The organism is Niallia sp. CD-39 (assembly GCF_059874745.1).
This window is the reverse complement of the sequence record NZ_JCBCPS010000001.1, coordinates 827,081-841,958: the sequence shown is the minus strand read 5'-3', so window position 1 is coordinate 841,958 and position 14,878 is coordinate 827,081. Positions and strand designations below refer to the sequence as shown.

Here is a 14,878-nt window from a genome sequence, read left to right as displayed (position 1 = left end):
AATGGGGAGGGATGTGCATGAGAGGGGGGCAACGACCGTATAGATATGTAACATTTTGGCGGATGGCGCAGTTGTTGATTCTTGCACACCTCTGGTTCATAAGTGCTGCTGGAATTGAGGCTTTTGTTTTTATCCTACTATTGCTCATTATGATGAGCATGCGTTTCCGGTTTTCAATGTCAAAATGGAGCTTTCTAATTGACGTATTCATCTGTTTAATGTTCATCCCATTTATTCCTTTTGCTCTTTACGGCTTAGCAATTCCAATTTTTGAAGCATCATTAAAGGGGAAATGGTGGATATTCTTCCCTTTGATTTTACTGATTATGATTGATAGTGTGTATGACATCACCTTGATTTGGTATAGCATTCTCACAGTAATAGTAGGCAGCTTTGCTTATTCTTCAATGAATGAGCGCGAGCAACTAGAAACAGAAGCTGACAAAGAGAGAAAGGCAAAGTATGAGCTTGAACAGATCAAAATGGAGCTATTGGCAGCGTATTATGAAGTAGAGAAAGCAGCTGAAATGAAGGAGAGAAATCGGATTTCAAGAGAGCTGCACGATCATTTAGGGCATGATCTAACAGGGGCGCTACTTGCAATTCAAGCGTATGAACAGACGGAAGGTGAAGATGAGGCAAATAGCTTACTCGAGCAAGTGAAAGTTAGACTTACGAGAAGTACGGCAAGATTAAGGAATACTGTTCATAATCTTACACCAGTCACCTTTATAGGCATTGAAAGGCTACAAAGGGTTGTAGCAGATGCAAAGCCATTACATGTAGAATTTCAATACGCTGGCAATATCGATTATGTGTCCTCTCAAGCGTGGACGATGCTGGAGGCTTGTTTAAAAGAAGCACTAACAAATGTAAGCAAGCACAGCAATGCAGCGAAAACGGAAGTCGAACTAGATATTACAGAAACACTGGTGAGATTGAAAATCCATGATAATGGGACCGCAATGCAAAAATCAGCGAGTGGCAGTGGGATAAGAAGTCTACAATTAAGGGCAAGAGCGTTAAAAGGAAGCTTAACGATCGATCGCCAAAAAGGTTATTTGCTTGTCTGTGTCTTGCCTCTGGAGAGGAGGGGGAAGTAGCGATGGATATTTTAATCGTGGATGACGATCGCTTGATCTGTCAGAGTTTACAATTGCTTCTCAATAAAGAGGAAGATTTAACGGTTGTCGGTGTGGTGGAGAATGGGCAAGAAGCGATCGCTTTTTGTAAAAACGCTCAGCCAGACCTTATTCTAATGGATATTAGAATGCCAGTTTTGAATGGGATTGAAAGTACAAAGATTATTAAAAAAAGCTGGCCGCATATTAAAATTATGATGCTGACGACCTTTCAAGACGAAGTCAATATTCGACTTGCTTTAAAGGCAGGAGCAGGAGGCTACATTATTAAGTCTAGTGCGATTGAGCATATGGCGAAGCAAATTCGTGCGATCAATTCGGATACGATGGTTCTCACGCAGGAGGTACTTGATAAGCTTGTGCATAACGAGCAGGAGGGCTTCGAGCTGTTAACGGAACGGGAGAAGGACGTAATGGAGCTCGTTGTCGAAGGGTTATCGAACAAAGAAATTGCAACTCAGCTCTACTTAAGCGAAGGCACGGTTCGCAATATACTCTCCATCGTTCTTGATAAATTAGAATTGCGCGATCGCACACAACTGGCTATTTACTATTGGCAACGGAAAAAATAACTTTTCGAAAAAAGGAAATGTAAATGAGGAAAGAGAATAGAGAATAGTACCATATGAAAGAAGGAGGCTAAGAAGAAGATGATTAATAAAGTTGGGCAAATTATGGTGTACGTTCACAACCAAGAACAAGCTGTTCAATTTTGGACAGAAAAAGTAGGGTTTGTAGTAGTAGCTGAAGAGTCAACGGATCATGGCATGAGATGGATTGAAATCGCACCAAACAAAGGGGCAGAAACAACGATTATCTTACATGATAAAGAATTCGTTGCGAAAATGTCACCAGAGCTCAATCTTGGCACACCTTCACTTATGTTTCATACGGACGATCTAGAGTCTTTTTATCAGCGACTCGTTAAACATGGGGCGACAGTTGGCGAAATCATCCATATGCCTTCGGGAAGAGTGTTCAATTTCGCCGATGATGAGGAGAACTACTTTGCAGTAATGGAAACGAAGTAAAAAGATCAAAAGCATTTCTCAGGTCATAAGAGGAGTGCTTTTTTATATAGGAGGCAAAAACATTGGAGCGAATGGTAGAGGTAAAGGAAGGACTACTTTGGACAGAAAAAAGAGGAATTGGGGTGCCGGTGCTTTTAATAAGTGGAGCTTTTTTATCCCAGATCCCCATCACCTTCCTATTTTACAGTTCAGATGATGTAATTGTTCCATCACATCATCAACGTTATTACATTGATGCTATTCCGAGTATAAAGATACGTATTTTAAATAATCATGATCATTTTTTCAAAAATAAAGTACCCGAGTTGATAAAAGATATAAAGGAATATGGAAAATAATGAGTGGGATTAAATACATCCACAAGAATATTGGTGTATAATTACACTAAAAGAAAAGCAGGAGGATGTATGAATTTAGTAGAAATAATTCTTGCTATTTTGATAGTCACTACAGCATTTTTAGGAAATGAAAAGTATAAAAAAATGGTGTTCTTCTCTATTATTGCACAGTGGGTTTCGATCTTCTTTTTATTTGTCATGTACGGCTGGCGTTGGCCGATGGTTCCATTATTTTTGTTTACAATATACTTTAGTATAAAGATATTTTCTATTGAGACAAAACAACGTCTACTCCGTCATCATTTGATTTTAGCCAGTTGTTTAGTAGTTGCCCTTTTATTACCAGGGTACTTATTTCCTTGGCATACAATTTCAACACCTACCGGTGAATTTGCAGTTGGAACGCAATCGTTTGAAGTAGTCGATTCAAAACGAAATGAAAAATGGTCTCAAGATGAATCTGTACGAAGAATCATGGTGCAATTATGGTATCCAGCATCAGAAACAGAATCGGTGAAAAAAGCAAATTATCACGATCATCCTACTCAGTTTATGAGTGGATTTGCTGAAGGAAATGGTATACCAGGCTTTCTGCTTCAATCTTTTGTAAAGCAACAAGTTCCAGCTTATCATCAAGCAAATTTATTACAAGCGAATGAACCCTATCCTGTTGTTTTCTTCTCACATGGATTCGGTAGTAATAGGAGTCAAAGTCATTTTCAACTATTAGAATTAGCTAGTCGTGGTTATATTGTTGTTGGGATTGACCATACATACTACTCACCAGGAACCGTATTTCCTGATGGCACAGAGCCTGGTTTAGCCAAAATCGAATTTACAGAGAGTGCCGATGTAATGAATGAGTATCTTTTTGAATGGAGTGCGGATGCACAAAGCGTAATGGATTGGATTGAAAAAGTGAACAATGGAGAAGTGTTAGATAACAATTGGATTGAGCAATTAGAAAATCAAATTGACTTAAGTCGAGTAGGCTACATCGGTCATTCATTCGGTGGAGCAACAGCAAGTCACACACTTGCTGTAGATGATCGATTTCACGCTGGAATGAACATGGATGGATTTCCATATGGAAATGCCCATGAATTTGGTGTTTCACAACCTTTCCTTACTCTTACTAGTGACGAAGAAGTTCTTAAGGAATATCTAGACGATGAAGAATACTTGGAAGAATATTTTCAGAAGGTAATTGCTATCAGTGGAGAAGATAAAGTGCTTTCGATTGAAGGAGCGCTGCATTTAGATTTTAGTGATTTTCCGTTGCTATCACCAATCACATCGTGGATTGGCATGACTGGCAAAGGGTCAGTGAGAGAGCGTCATCAGCAGATCAATGAAATTACTTTAGAGTTCCTAGAAGATGTACTTAAATAATGTATATGAACAAGGCTCTATTAGATTATAGTCTTATAGAGCTTTTTATTAATTGTAATTAGAAATAATAAAAAGGATTCTAATACAATTACCATTTGGGTAAGTTTGCTGGCGATTCTATGGGAACATAATGGGTGATATTTAAGTTTGTAAAAATTCTCCTTGGATGTTGATAGGAAATTATGGTATGAATAAAGTAGAAAAATTTACCTGGGGGAAAAGGAAATGATTATTAGGAAGTTTAAAGAAGAAGACACATCAAATATACTAGGCCTTTCACAAAGGTTCAATTCGATCAATTATATGAGCTATAGGGATCAAAGCTTAATGAAAAAAAAGCAAGATGAACTAGCTGAAAAAGCAGTCTATAACAATAAGGAAAATATATATGTAGCAGAGGATAATGGGATTTTTTTAGGATACATCGAACTGATTATTCAAGAAGAATATTTTACTGGTAGAAAACAAGGATATGTCTCGGCAGTAGCTGTTTCTCAAAATGGTGAAGGTAGGGGAGTAGGAAAAGCGTTAATGAAAAAAGCAGAGGAATGGGCATTTGATCAAGGATTATCAGAAATTGTATTAGATGTATTCCAAAACAATGAAAGAGCTGTTGGTTTGTATGAACATCTAGGGTATCAAAAAGAAATAGTTAAGATGGTAAAACAATTATAATTTATATCTGTGACAACTGCTAAAAATGAAACAAATATATTGTTGTAAGCAATTGTATCTGTGAGGATTATAGAAATATAAGAATCAGAGAAAGGTATTTTGGAAAAATATTTACATGATTTTTCAAAATTCACAACTATTATTGATAGTGGAGAAGATGGTTCTTTTGGAGCCCAAACAAAAGTAGCCAACCTTTGCAAATTCGGTTTGCTACTTTTTTTCTTCGTTTTTAAACACATAATCATGTAGAAATTCATCGATCACTTGTTCATAGTCTTCTTTGTTTTCATTATAGGATTGTGCATGTACCCCGTTTGTTGCGAGGAACATCTTTTTAGGGCCAGGTTTTTTATGAAATAAATCTTCTGTCATAGAAGGTAAAATAAAATCATCTTTTTCACTATGGATGAATAGAATCGGTTTTGCAATGTTTTCAATGACAGAGATGGGGGAAACGTCATTCATTGAATACTTTTGCCGAATTCGTAAAAAGAGATCAGCCACAGGTAAAAAGAGTGCAGGTGGTAGCTTCATTTCTGATTTTAATCGATACGCTAATTGATCCTTGAAATTCGAAAATGGACAATCAGCAATGTAAAAGTCAGCCTCATCTTCAAGCATGCCTGCATATAGAATCATCGTCGCAGCACCCATTGATTCACCATGAATCCCCAAGATAATATCTTCACCTTTTTCTGCTTTTAACCAATCAACGACAGCTTTTAAATCAAATTTCTCATAATGACCATAACTGGTCGTTTTCCCGCCAGATTCACCATGGCGCCGATGGTCGTAGATCACACAATTAAAGCCTCTTTCAAGAAAAATATTCATGTATTTTATTGAATTCATTTTATTTTCTGTAACGCCATGAGCGATGATAACAAATTTATTTGTAGGGTTTGGGGTGACTACAATCGCTTTAAGCTGATAGTCAAAAGGAGAAGAAATGAGTACTTCGTTTTTCGGAAGATTTGTATATTTAAGCCAATCTAACCGTCCGGCTTCTTTTTCACGCGCTAATATGAAATCATCTTGCTTTTTCTTCATAAACATAATTCGATTTGTAAAATAAACGCCTAAGCTCGTTAACGTAACAATCAAAGTTAGTAATACACGAATTAGCTTGCGCAAAAGCGGTCTCTCCCTTTTGTTGATTCATAGGTCTACTCCTAATATTACCATTTGGATAAGTTTTTGGGCAATTTGTTTAGATTTTGTTTTAGAGCGGAAAAAAATTCACGTTATTCAGTTACAGGAAGTGGAATTATGTTAAAGTTATACGCATAAACAAAGGATTGCAACTGCTAGTTGCGAACATTCAAGCCCCACTTTGTAGAGTGCAACCAGGTTTAAACTTAAGATAAAAATAATCATGAGAGGGGGATTGAAGTGATGATAGGAGAAAAGATACTTCAACTTAGAAAATCCAATAGGCTGTCACAGGAGAAATTAGCAGAGGAGCTGTCAGTTTCTAGACAGTCAATTTCGAAATGGGAACTCGGTGAATCAACTCCTGAAACCGATAAAATTATTCAACTAAGTAGAATTTTTAACGTTTCTACTGATTATCTTTTACTCGATGAATTAGACAACAAAGATCGTTCTGCAATAGAAAGTGATTCTGCTGTATTAGAGCCGAAGCAGAATATCAAAAATTTAGTTATTGCGGTAACCGGTATAAGTGTTATCGGTTTACTCATGTCAATCGTAGCACAGCTTACTTGGCAAACTGTGTTAACCGTAAGTATCGGATTAATTGTACAGGTGATTGGTGTGATTGTTTTTGAAACAATGAGTAGCCATCCTAAAACTGATGAAACACTAAACAATGTTCGTAGACATTTTTATGCACTAAATGCATGGCTAATATTGCCTTTCCCTGTCTTTTATTTCTCTACTTTTATGTTAAGTTATTATCCTAGAGCCCGAGCGGTGGAAATGGACTATCTTTTAACAGGTTTAGTGTATGTAACTCTTTCGGGGGGCATTACCTATGCCTTGAAAAGAAGGCATAGGTAGAGCATTAAGTGGTTTTCCTTTAAAAACAAAATATAGAGAATGATAGATTAAAAGAAGAGGGGAATACTATGGCAAAGTATGAAAAGACGATTGTTGGTGACTTTCGAGATGTTGTTAATCGGTTGAATCACGATATTAGCAATAGTGGCATCAGCATGAACTTGGTTGATGAAAGCAATTACACACTTGGAGAGACGAAGATAGCTGTTCGTGTCTATGATAAATATTATATGAGAAATGGGAACAGAGCCAGCTTAAGCCTTACACTAGTCGAATCAAACGGTAAGATCTTTATTTCAGCAATTGGTGCTGGTGGAGGGAGTGGAGTTTTCTTCAATTTTAGCCTCGGGGCCGAAAGTGACATGGTAGCGATCGTACAACGAAGTATTGAGGGGATGGGCAAACAAGATTAATTCTTGGAAAGGTATGGGGGAGCCAATGGTAAGAGAAATGAAAAAGTCGGAATTTTATAAATGCAAAGGGTTATTGCATGAACTAAGTCAATTAGAAGCTAGAGCTGTAATTGAAGGAGTAAATCCTGGCCGCATTTTTGTAGATAACATTCATTCTCCTACTTCCGGTCTTATCTGGTTAGGCAATAACGATGGCTTTATCTTTATTGGCAATGAAAGAAACGAAGTGTTCAATAGTGAATTAAATACTTTCATTGATACATGTATTATCCCGGAAGCTAGAAACCTCGGATTAACTTGGTTTGAAGGTCTTGGTAATCATAGTAAGTGGAATGAGACAATAAAAAAAGTGTTTGAAAACCGTAATTTAGGAAGTTGGAACCAGCGGGTGTATATGTTGCAAAAAGAGGCTAATAAGAACACCATACACCCTGCTATTGAAGAGGGTTATCATGTTGTTGAAATGAGTGAAGCACTACGTGATGATTCGATTGAAAATATTGAATTTTTACGTGCTAAGATCTTAGAGTTTTGGTCTTCATACGAGCAATTCTTAAATAGAGGAATTGGTTATTGCGTGGTTTATAGAAATAAAATCGTAAGCAGCTGTTTATCCGGTTTTGTCGTTGAGGATGTACATTGTATTGACATTCAAACGTTGGAAGAACATCAGGGAAAAAAGTTAGCACAGAAACTAGCATTAACTTTTGTAGAGCATTGTTTGGAAAATAACCTTGTCCCTTACTGGGATTGTATGGAGTCTAACAAGCCTTCAATTGCGGTAGCAGAGAAGATAGGATTTAATGTGTCCTTTGAATACAAAGGGTATGAGTTTAAATTGCAATAATAAAAATCTATCTTTTTGTATGTGACAACAATATCTATAATCGAGTGATCTTGAAAAGGGAGGTTTTTATATGGATAATGTTCAACAATTTTGGAATGATTTTTGTGAAGTTGCTCAAATAAAAGCTATGTCTTATAAAGGGGCTTTTCAGTTTGGTGTAGAAGCGGATTGGCTGTCTGCCCTAGTTCTTGAAGGAAAGAAAACAGCGACAACCTCTGGGTATGTATTTTATGAATTGGAAAATGAACCAATACCAAAAGTCGACGAATATTTTATCGTATTAAATGGACATGACGAACCTGTTGCAGTCATTCAAATTGTTTCTGTTGAAGTTCTTCAAATGAATGAAGTTACAGAAGAATTTGCATTAGCAGAGGGTGAGGGAGATTATACATTTTGGTGGGATGCTCATGAAAAGTTCTTTACTGAAATGCTGAAGGAATATGAACGGGAGTTCTCTCCAGATATGCTAGTAGTATGCGAAAGATTTAAAAAAGTATATCCAAAATAATAGGCGAAACCACCATTCTGAACTTGAAAGTGGAGGGCATGAGAGCCTATTCACGTTGCATGAAGAGTATACTATAGAAAGAGGGATACTATTATTCGATGGAATGATCCTAGTTGATTGATATGGTTGATACATACATGCGAAAAAAGGTGGTGATGGCTGTATTAACAGCCACCATCGCCACCTCCGCCAGAATCTCCACCACCATCAGTAGAGGAATCACTTTTGGAACTACTAGTTGAATCATTAAATACAAGAGGAGGACTTGTGTCGTCCTTTTTGTCGTTTTTATTAGGATGAACTGGTTTAGTGGCAAACAATGATTTGAGCCAATTGAACATATGGTTTCACTCCTTTTTAATTGAATATAGCATGGTAAGAGACAAGATAGGTTTAATTTTTGATAGCAAAAATTGTTCATTCATCCATGCAATCGATAGTAAGCACTTGTGATCGGTCGGGAGACATGTGGTTTGACGATTTCGATTGCTGATAGAAGTTTGTCTAGCTTGATGTTTGTTTTGATGCCCATTCGTTCTAACATGTAGACGACGTCTTCTGTCGCGACATTTCCTGTAGCCCCTGGAGCAAATGGGCAGCCGCCTAATCCACCTGTTGATGAATCAAAACGGTTGACACCGGCTTGCAAGCAAGCGACGACATTGGCTAATGCCATACCTCTCGTGTCATGAAAGTGTGCAGTGATTAATGTATTTGGAAAGCGCTCAACAAGTGCTGCAAAGAGCGGGTTCACTTCACTTGGAACAGCCATGCCAATTGTATCGGCAACACTTAATTCGTCCGCACCTGCATTTACAAACTGCTCACATAATTGAATCGTATCGTCCTTGGCAATTGCACCTTCATAAGGGCAATGAAAGGCTGTAGAAATGCATGCACGCACAAAATATCCTTTTTCCTTAAGTTCGTGAATGAGTGGAGTGAGTTCGTCCATACTTTCTTGAGTTGTTTTATTGATGTTTTTCTTATTGAAAGAGTTGCTGACACCAACGAAGACGGCTACAGCTTTTCCGTTTGTAGAATATAATCTTTCAATGCCTTTTTTGTTTGGAGCTAAGATTAGATCATGTGATGATGGTTCTAAAGAGGCTTCAACGATCTCTTGGGCATCGCTCATTTGGGGTACCCATTTAGGTGAGACGAATGAAGTAATCTCCATTTCTTTTATGCCTGCATTGCGCAGTTCTAAAATGAAATGTTGTTTTACAGAAGTTGGAACGAAAGCCTTTTCATTTTGTAGGCCGTCTCTTGGACCAACCTCAATAATCGTTGCTTTTGTAGGAAGGTTGAACGTCATGATAAATCTCCCCTTTTTAGGTTATATTAGTTATTTTAGAATCTGTTGAGCTTAAATTGCAAGAATAATAGGAAAACTACTGGTAGAATACGAAATTTTTAGACAAAATAACAGGAATTTCGCATTTCGTGAAGAAATATATATACGATAGAGAGCTAGAAAGGATGAGAATTAATGAATCAAAAAGAAGTTGTGATTGTTAGTGCTGTCCGAACAGCAATTGGAAATTTTAACGGTAGTTTAAAAAATGTATCGGCTCCAGAACTTGGTGCTGTTGTCTTAAAAGCAGCTTTGGAAAAAGCAGATATCAAACCAAATCAAGTAGATGAGGTTATTCTAGGAAATGTACTTCAAGCTGGGCTCGGACAAAACCCAGCAAGACAAGCAGCAATTAAAGCAGGCATTCCTGAAAGCGTTTCCTCACTAACGATTAATAAAGTATGTGGATCAGGTTTAAAGGCAGTTCATCTTGCGACACAAGCAATTTTAGCGGGAGATGCTGATATTATTGTTGCTGGTGGGATGGAGAATATGAGCCAAGCTCCCTACATTCTAAAAAATGCAAGAGAAGGCTTTAGAATGGGTGATCAAAAAGTTTATGATTCCTTAACAGATGATGGATTAACATGCGCGTTTAATCGTTATCATATGGGTGTGACAGCAGAAAACCTTTGTGATAAGTACGAGATTACAAGAGAAGAACAGGATGAGTTTGCTGCAAGCAGTCAACAGAAGGCGGTAGCAGCTGTGGAATCAGGGCGCTTTCAAGATGAAATCGTACCAGTAACTATCCCTCAAAGAAAAGGAGATCCGGTCGTTTTTGATCAGGATGAGTATCCGAAGAAGGGGTCAACTGCAGAGAAACTAGCTGGGCTACGTGCAGCATTTAAGAAAGAAGGAAGTGTAACAGCTGGCAATGCGTCTGGAATTAATGACGGAGCAGCGGCACTTGTATTAATGAGCAAAGAAAAGGCTGAGGAACTTGGTGTTAAGCCTTTAGCTGTGATTAAAGGAAACGGAACAGCGGGTGTAGATCCGAGTATTATGGGGATCGGACCGGTACCAGCTGTGAAAAAGGCGCTTGCAAAATCAGGAGTATCATTAGAAGAAATCGAACTAATTGAAGCAAATGAAGCATTCGCAGCTCAATCGTTAGCAGTCGATCGTGAATTAACATTCAATAAAGACATTTTAAATGTAAACGGTGGAGCAATTGCATTAGGCCATCCAATTGGTGCAAGTGGAGCGCGTATTTTAGTCACATTGCTTCATGAAATGCAAAAGCGCAAGGCTAAGAAAGGTTTAGCTACCCTTTGTATCGGTGGCGGTCAAGGAGTTGCAACGGTTGTAGAGCTTATTGATTAAAAGAGATATCCTTCAAAAGGTGGTTCCTATTAAATAGGAATCATCTTTTTGATGGAAAATCTGTTTGCGATGTACAATAAGATTGATTGAAGGTGATAGGATGGAAAAGGAATACGTTGGTTTATGTTCAGCATGTAGTGTTGAGATTTACTGTGGAAGTGGCTTTCTGAATGGAATGATTGGAAAGGATCAAAAAATTTTATGTTTTTCCTGCCATGAAAAAATAGTCGATTCTGCTCCTGAGAAAGAAAAATAAGTAACAAATGTTTCATAAGAGATGATACTTTAAATGTGCCTCGTTTATTAAATTAAATCCTATAAATCACCCCAGCTCATAACATTATTTTACTATTTATATCTGATTTAGCTATATAAGTAGATCTCTTTTTAATTACCCTGTTTGATATAAGAGGGAACAGAAGAGTAGGAAAGTAAAGGGGGCATTAGCGCTGTTATCTTTCATTTTTTTGAGGAAGTGATTATAATAAAGGCATACAAGGCAACGAGGGGAATTAATATGAATAAAAATAGAAACAAGCAACCACAGAAGAAAAAAGACGACGGTCCTTTAACATTAGGTGACTTATTAAATGACGAAGTTCTAAAGAAGATGCAAGGGCAGAAGCAACAGTTGAAAGAGGCAGAAGCAAAACGTATAGAAGAGGAAGAAGAGCGCAAGCGTCAAGAGCGAAAGATACGTGAGAAAAACAAAAGTTTTGAAGAGCTATTAAATGAAAGTGACTTAGACTGGAATAAATATAAATAGATAGAAAAAAATCATCACACCATGACATGCGGGTTGTGATGATTTTTATTTTTTGAGATAACATCGTCTACATTTTCAATGAACAATTGTGAATAGCTTTTTCTTATTTCTTCTATCTATGAGCATCGTAAACATCTATACGAGTAAGTTGTTGGATCGTTTCAATTTCTTCTTCAGTTAATGGTGCCATTCTTACAGCAGTTGCATTTTCCTGTAGTTGCTTGACAGAGCTGGCTCCTGCAATGACAGATGCCGTTACGTTTTGACTTAAAAGATAGCCGAATGCCATTTCGGTTAATATTCGGTCTGGAATTGCTTGTTGAATTGCATCGAGTGTGATTTTTAATTCTTCTGGATCGTAGTTTAGATAGCCAAATTCCGAACCTTTTTCTTCAAATCGTCCACTTAAGATTCCTTTTGCAAGTGGTCCTCGTGGAAATAGACTAATGCTATGGTCTTCAAGAAGAGGAAAAACCTCTTCTGGGCGGCGGTCTAAAAGGCTGTATTGCATCATATTTGAAACAATCGCCGACTTATTTACATACTCTTTTATGACGTTTGGACGAATGGAAGATACCCCGTAATGTCTAATGATGCCTTCCTGCTTAAGCTCTTCAAATGCTTCAATCGTTTCATCTATATTGTCTTCGAACATTCCACCATGCAATTGGTACAAATCGATATAATCAGTTTGTAAGCGGTGAATGCTGTTCTTTACCGCTTCTTTTATGTAGGCTTTGGAAGGATCCCACTCCCAGCCATCTTTCGAAGGATTAGGACGGTTACCAACCTTTGTGGCAATGACCACTCGATCTCTTACAGACTTTAACGCTTGCCCAACCGTTGCTTCATTCTCTCCGAAATTATATAAATCAGCAGTATCAAAGTAATTGATGCCTTCATCTAAAGCTGCAGCAATGATGTCATTTGCTTCCTTCGAATGTGGAATCAACGACATACAGCCTAATCCAAGCTCAGAAACAAAAAGATCGGTTGAACCAATCTGTCTTTTTTTCATCCTACTTCACCTTCCATTACTCTATTTTGTTTATCTTACCGAATGGAAGGATCAAAAGGAAGAAATCTGCTTTATTTCTTCGAAACCTCAATCGATGTAATCCATTCTTGTACATAGTGATAATGCTTTTGATATTCTTTTAGCTTTTGTCTGATTTCCCATGCCTTACCTGATAAAATGATTCCCTTATCATGCAAATAGATTTTCACCTCTTTAAGCTCCTTTACATTAATATGTTAAAATGTATGATTAATAGGACAAAATAGAACTGGAGTGAATGAGTTCATGAAAAAACTAGAAGAAAAAACGACCCGTACAGAAGTTATTTACGAAGGTCGCGTTATTAACTTGCAAATTGAAGACGTTGAGTTACCAAATGGAAAGCAAGCAAAGAGAGAAATCGTTAAACACCCAGGTGCAGTAGCAGTATTGGCAATAACGAACGAAAATAAAATCATCTTGGTGGAACAATATCGTAAAGCTTTGGAACGTACGATTGTAGAAATCCCAGCAGGGAAGCTTGAAAAGGGTGAATTACCTGAAGAATGTGCCAAAAGAGAGCTAGAAGAAGAAACAGGTTATCAATGTGAGGAATTAGAGCTTTTAATTTCATTTTATACGTCACCAGGTTTTGCAGATGAAATCATCCATATATATGTAGCGAAAGGGTTATCGAAAAAAGCAAATCCATTATCGCTTGATGAAGATGAGTTCGTAGAATTAATGGAAGTATCATTAGAAGAAGCAATTGAACTTGTGAAAGCAAGAAGAGTGTATGATGCAAAAACGGCATATGCAATTCAATACTTACAGCTAATGGAGGCAATTAAAAACAAGTGATGAACCATTATTATGTGGATTTACATATACATATTGGTCGAACGTTTTCAGGAAAACCTGTGAAAATTACTGGCGCAAAAACACTTACCTTCTCAAATATCATCCGTCATGCGCGTCATGAAAAAGGGCTGAATATGGTAGGGATAATTGATTGCCATTCTCCTGAAGTTATTGAGGAAATGAAAGGACTTGTTGCATCAGGGGAAATGGAAGAATTACAAGATGGTGGATTAAGCTACGGTGAGATGGTTGTGATTCCAGGTTCAGAACTAGAGGTGTATGATGAGCACTGTCACGGGCCAATTCATGTCTTATGCTATTTCAAAGGAATTAAGGAAATAGAGACATTCTCCAATTGGTTACAGAATCATCTTAAAAACATCCAGCTAAGCTCACAAAGAATCTATATCAGTGGTAGAGAGCTACAGAAAAAGGTAGCTTCTTTACATGGGCTTTTTATCCCAGCGCATGTGTTTACACCATTCAAGAGCATGTATGGAAAAGGAGTTAAACAGTCGTTAACGGAGGTATTTAATCCGGAGAGAATCGATGCGATTGAACTTGGTTTAAGTTCAAATACGGCGATGGCTGATAACATTACTGAGCTACATCCGTATACATTTGTATCAAACTCAGACGCACATTCACTTGATAAGATTGCAAGAGAATATCAGATGATCGCAATGGGAGCACCTACTTTTAAAGAACTGAAAATGGCGCTACATGAACAGGATGGTCGTAAGGTGGTTGTGAATTTTGGACTTGATCCCTTGCTTGGTAAATACCATCAAACTAGTTGCAAGACATGCTTTGCTCAAAAGGAACTTGAAACATTACAGTGCCCTCATTGCGGGAGTACAACCTTTATTAAAGGTGTAGCTGAACGAATATCTGAATTAAAAACATCCGATACAAGCAGACTGAATCGTCCACCTTATGTTCACCAGATTCCACTGCAATTCATTCCGGGGGTAGGAAAGAGAACAAAGGAGAAGCTCCTTGATCATTTCGGAACTGAAATGGCGATTCTTCATGAAGTCTCTGAAGAGCATTTAAAGGAAGTTGTGCCAGGTAAGCTTGCTAAAACTATTATTCAAGCAAGGGAAGGTAACTTGAGCGTACATGTTGGTGGCGGTGGGAAGTATGGCAGGATTAAAAAAGAAACATAAAGGAGGGCACCCAAAGAAGTATAGGGTGCCC

Annotated in this window: 20 protein-coding genes; 15 read left to right on the top strand and 5 right to left on the bottom strand. The window is 37.7% G+C overall.

The window, feature by feature from the left end; translation table 11 throughout:
• The first annotated feature begins 17 nt into the window (after window positions 1–17).
• From AC6F34_RS04300 to AC6F34_RS04275, 6 genes are all read left to right on the top strand, one after another.
• On the top strand, window positions 18–1,103 hold the full coding sequence (locus tag AC6F34_RS04300; protein ID WP_500769295.1) for a sensor histidine kinase: 1,086 nt from the start codon (window positions 18–20) through the stop codon (window positions 1,101–1,103).
• A 2-nt stretch (window positions 1,104–1,105) separates the two neighbouring features.
• Window positions 1,106–1,714, top strand: a complete 609-nt coding sequence (locus tag AC6F34_RS04295; protein WP_500769293.1) for a response regulator transcription factor — start codon at window positions 1,106–1,108, stop codon at window positions 1,712–1,714.
• Window positions 1,715–1,792: 78 nt separating this feature from the next.
• Entirely contained in the window at window positions 1,793–2,173 is a 381-nt protein-coding gene (locus AC6F34_RS04290) for a VOC family protein (RefSeq protein WP_500769291.1), read from the top strand.
• 62 nt (window positions 2,174–2,235) lie between these two features.
• On the top strand, window positions 2,236–2,511 hold the full coding sequence (locus AC6F34_RS04285; protein ID WP_500769289.1) for an alpha/beta fold hydrolase: 276 nt from the start codon (window positions 2,236–2,238) through the stop codon (window positions 2,509–2,511).
• A 69-nt stretch (window positions 2,512–2,580) separates the two neighbouring features.
• Window positions 2,581–3,903: an alpha/beta hydrolase gene (locus tag AC6F34_RS04280; RefSeq protein WP_500769287.1), complete on the top strand. Its 1,323-nt coding sequence runs from the start codon at window positions 2,581–2,583 to the stop codon at window positions 3,901–3,903.
• A gap of 225 nt (window positions 3,904–4,128) precedes the next feature.
• The gene (locus tag AC6F34_RS04275) at window positions 4,129–4,578 is read left to right on the top strand and encodes a GNAT family N-acetyltransferase (RefSeq protein WP_500769285.1); all 450 of its coding nucleotides are present in this window, start codon (window positions 4,129–4,131) and stop codon (window positions 4,576–4,578) included.
• A gap of 210 nt (window positions 4,579–4,788) precedes the next feature.
• Here the strand turns inward: AC6F34_RS04275 and AC6F34_RS04270 are convergent, their stop codons facing one another.
• Window positions 4,789–5,712, bottom strand: coding sequence for an alpha/beta hydrolase (locus tag AC6F34_RS04270; protein WP_500769283.1), 924 nt, complete (start codon window positions 5,710–5,712; stop codon window positions 4,789–4,791).
• Between the two features lie 261 nt (window positions 5,713–5,973).
• Here AC6F34_RS04270 and AC6F34_RS04265 point away from each other — a divergent pair, with 261 nt between their 5' ends.
• From AC6F34_RS04265 to AC6F34_RS04250, 4 genes are all read left to right on the top strand, one after another.
• On the top strand, window positions 5,974–6,600 hold the full coding sequence (locus tag AC6F34_RS04265; RefSeq protein ID WP_500769281.1) for a helix-turn-helix domain-containing protein: 627 nt from the start codon (window positions 5,974–5,976) through the stop codon (window positions 6,598–6,600).
• Window positions 6,601–6,668: 68 nt separating this feature from the next.
• Complete coding sequence (locus AC6F34_RS04260) at window positions 6,669–7,013, top strand: DUF6054 family protein (RefSeq protein ID WP_500769279.1); 345 nt, start codon at window positions 6,669–6,671, stop codon at window positions 7,011–7,013.
• Window positions 7,014–7,038: 25 nt separating this feature from the next.
• The gene (locus AC6F34_RS04255; RefSeq protein ID WP_500769277.1) at window positions 7,039–7,860 is read left to right on the top strand and encodes a GNAT family N-acetyltransferase; all 822 of its coding nucleotides are present in this window, start codon (window positions 7,039–7,041) and stop codon (window positions 7,858–7,860) included.
• Between the two features lie 70 nt (window positions 7,861–7,930).
• Window positions 7,931–8,371: an ASCH domain-containing protein gene (locus AC6F34_RS04250; protein ID WP_500769275.1), complete on the top strand. Its 441-nt coding sequence runs from the start codon at window positions 7,931–7,933 to the stop codon at window positions 8,369–8,371.
• Between the two features lie 164 nt (window positions 8,372–8,535).
• Here AC6F34_RS04250 and AC6F34_RS04245 read toward each other — a convergent pair whose 3' ends face one another.
• Together AC6F34_RS04245 and AC6F34_RS04240 are read right to left on the bottom strand one after the other, a co-directional pair.
• The gene (locus tag AC6F34_RS04245; protein ID WP_500769273.1) at window positions 8,536–8,712 is read right to left on the bottom strand and encodes a hypothetical protein; all 177 of its coding nucleotides are present in this window, start codon (window positions 8,710–8,712) and stop codon (window positions 8,536–8,538) included.
• A gap of 80 nt (window positions 8,713–8,792) precedes the next feature.
• Complete coding sequence (locus AC6F34_RS04240) at window positions 8,793–9,689, bottom strand: hydroxymethylglutaryl-CoA lyase (protein ID WP_500769271.1); 897 nt, start codon at window positions 9,687–9,689, stop codon at window positions 8,793–8,795.
• Window positions 9,690–9,863: 174 nt separating this feature from the next.
• Between AC6F34_RS04240 and AC6F34_RS04235 the strand changes: the two genes are divergently transcribed.
• The 3 genes from AC6F34_RS04235 (at window position 9,864) to AC6F34_RS04225 (ending at window position 11,820) form a co-directional block, all read left to right on the top strand.
• Window positions 9,864–11,054, top strand: a complete 1,191-nt coding sequence (locus tag AC6F34_RS04235; RefSeq protein ID WP_500769269.1) for an acetyl-CoA C-acetyltransferase — start codon at window positions 9,864–9,866, stop codon at window positions 11,052–11,054.
• Window positions 11,055–11,154: 100 nt separating this feature from the next.
• Window positions 11,155–11,310: a hypothetical protein gene (locus AC6F34_RS04230; RefSeq protein WP_500769267.1), complete on the top strand. Its 156-nt coding sequence runs from the start codon at window positions 11,155–11,157 to the stop codon at window positions 11,308–11,310.
• A gap of 261 nt (window positions 11,311–11,571) precedes the next feature.
• On the top strand, window positions 11,572–11,820 hold the full coding sequence (locus AC6F34_RS04225; RefSeq protein WP_500769265.1) for a YqkE family protein: 249 nt from the start codon (window positions 11,572–11,574) through the stop codon (window positions 11,818–11,820).
• A gap of 112 nt (window positions 11,821–11,932) precedes the next feature.
• Here AC6F34_RS04225 and AC6F34_RS04220 read toward each other — a convergent pair whose 3' ends face one another.
• On the bottom strand, window positions 11,933–12,838 hold the full coding sequence (locus tag AC6F34_RS04220; protein WP_500769263.1) for an aldo/keto reductase: 906 nt from the start codon (window positions 12,836–12,838) through the stop codon (window positions 11,933–11,935).
• A gap of 71 nt (window positions 12,839–12,909) precedes the next feature.
• Window positions 12,910–13,047 (bottom strand): Z-ring formation inhibitor MciZ, encoded by a 138-nt coding sequence (mciZ, locus tag AC6F34_RS04215; RefSeq protein ID WP_500769261.1) that lies wholly within the window; start codon window positions 13,045–13,047, stop codon window positions 12,910–12,912.
• Window positions 13,048–13,123: 76 nt separating this feature from the next.
• On the opposite strand from mciZ, the gene AC6F34_RS04210 reads away from it, so the two are divergent.
• Window positions 13,124–13,678: an NUDIX hydrolase gene (locus AC6F34_RS04210; RefSeq protein WP_500769259.1), complete on the top strand. Its 555-nt coding sequence runs from the start codon at window positions 13,124–13,126 to the stop codon at window positions 13,676–13,678.
• Window positions 13,678–14,847 carry an endonuclease Q family protein gene (locus AC6F34_RS04205; protein ID WP_500770135.1) on the top strand — a complete coding sequence of 390 codons (1,170 nt, stop codon included), beginning with the start codon at window positions 13,678–13,680 and terminating at the stop codon, window positions 14,845–14,847. The genes AC6F34_RS04210 and AC6F34_RS04205 overlap by 1 nt, the downstream gene beginning before the upstream one ends.
• The last annotated feature ends 31 nt before the right edge of the window (window positions 14,848–14,878 follow it).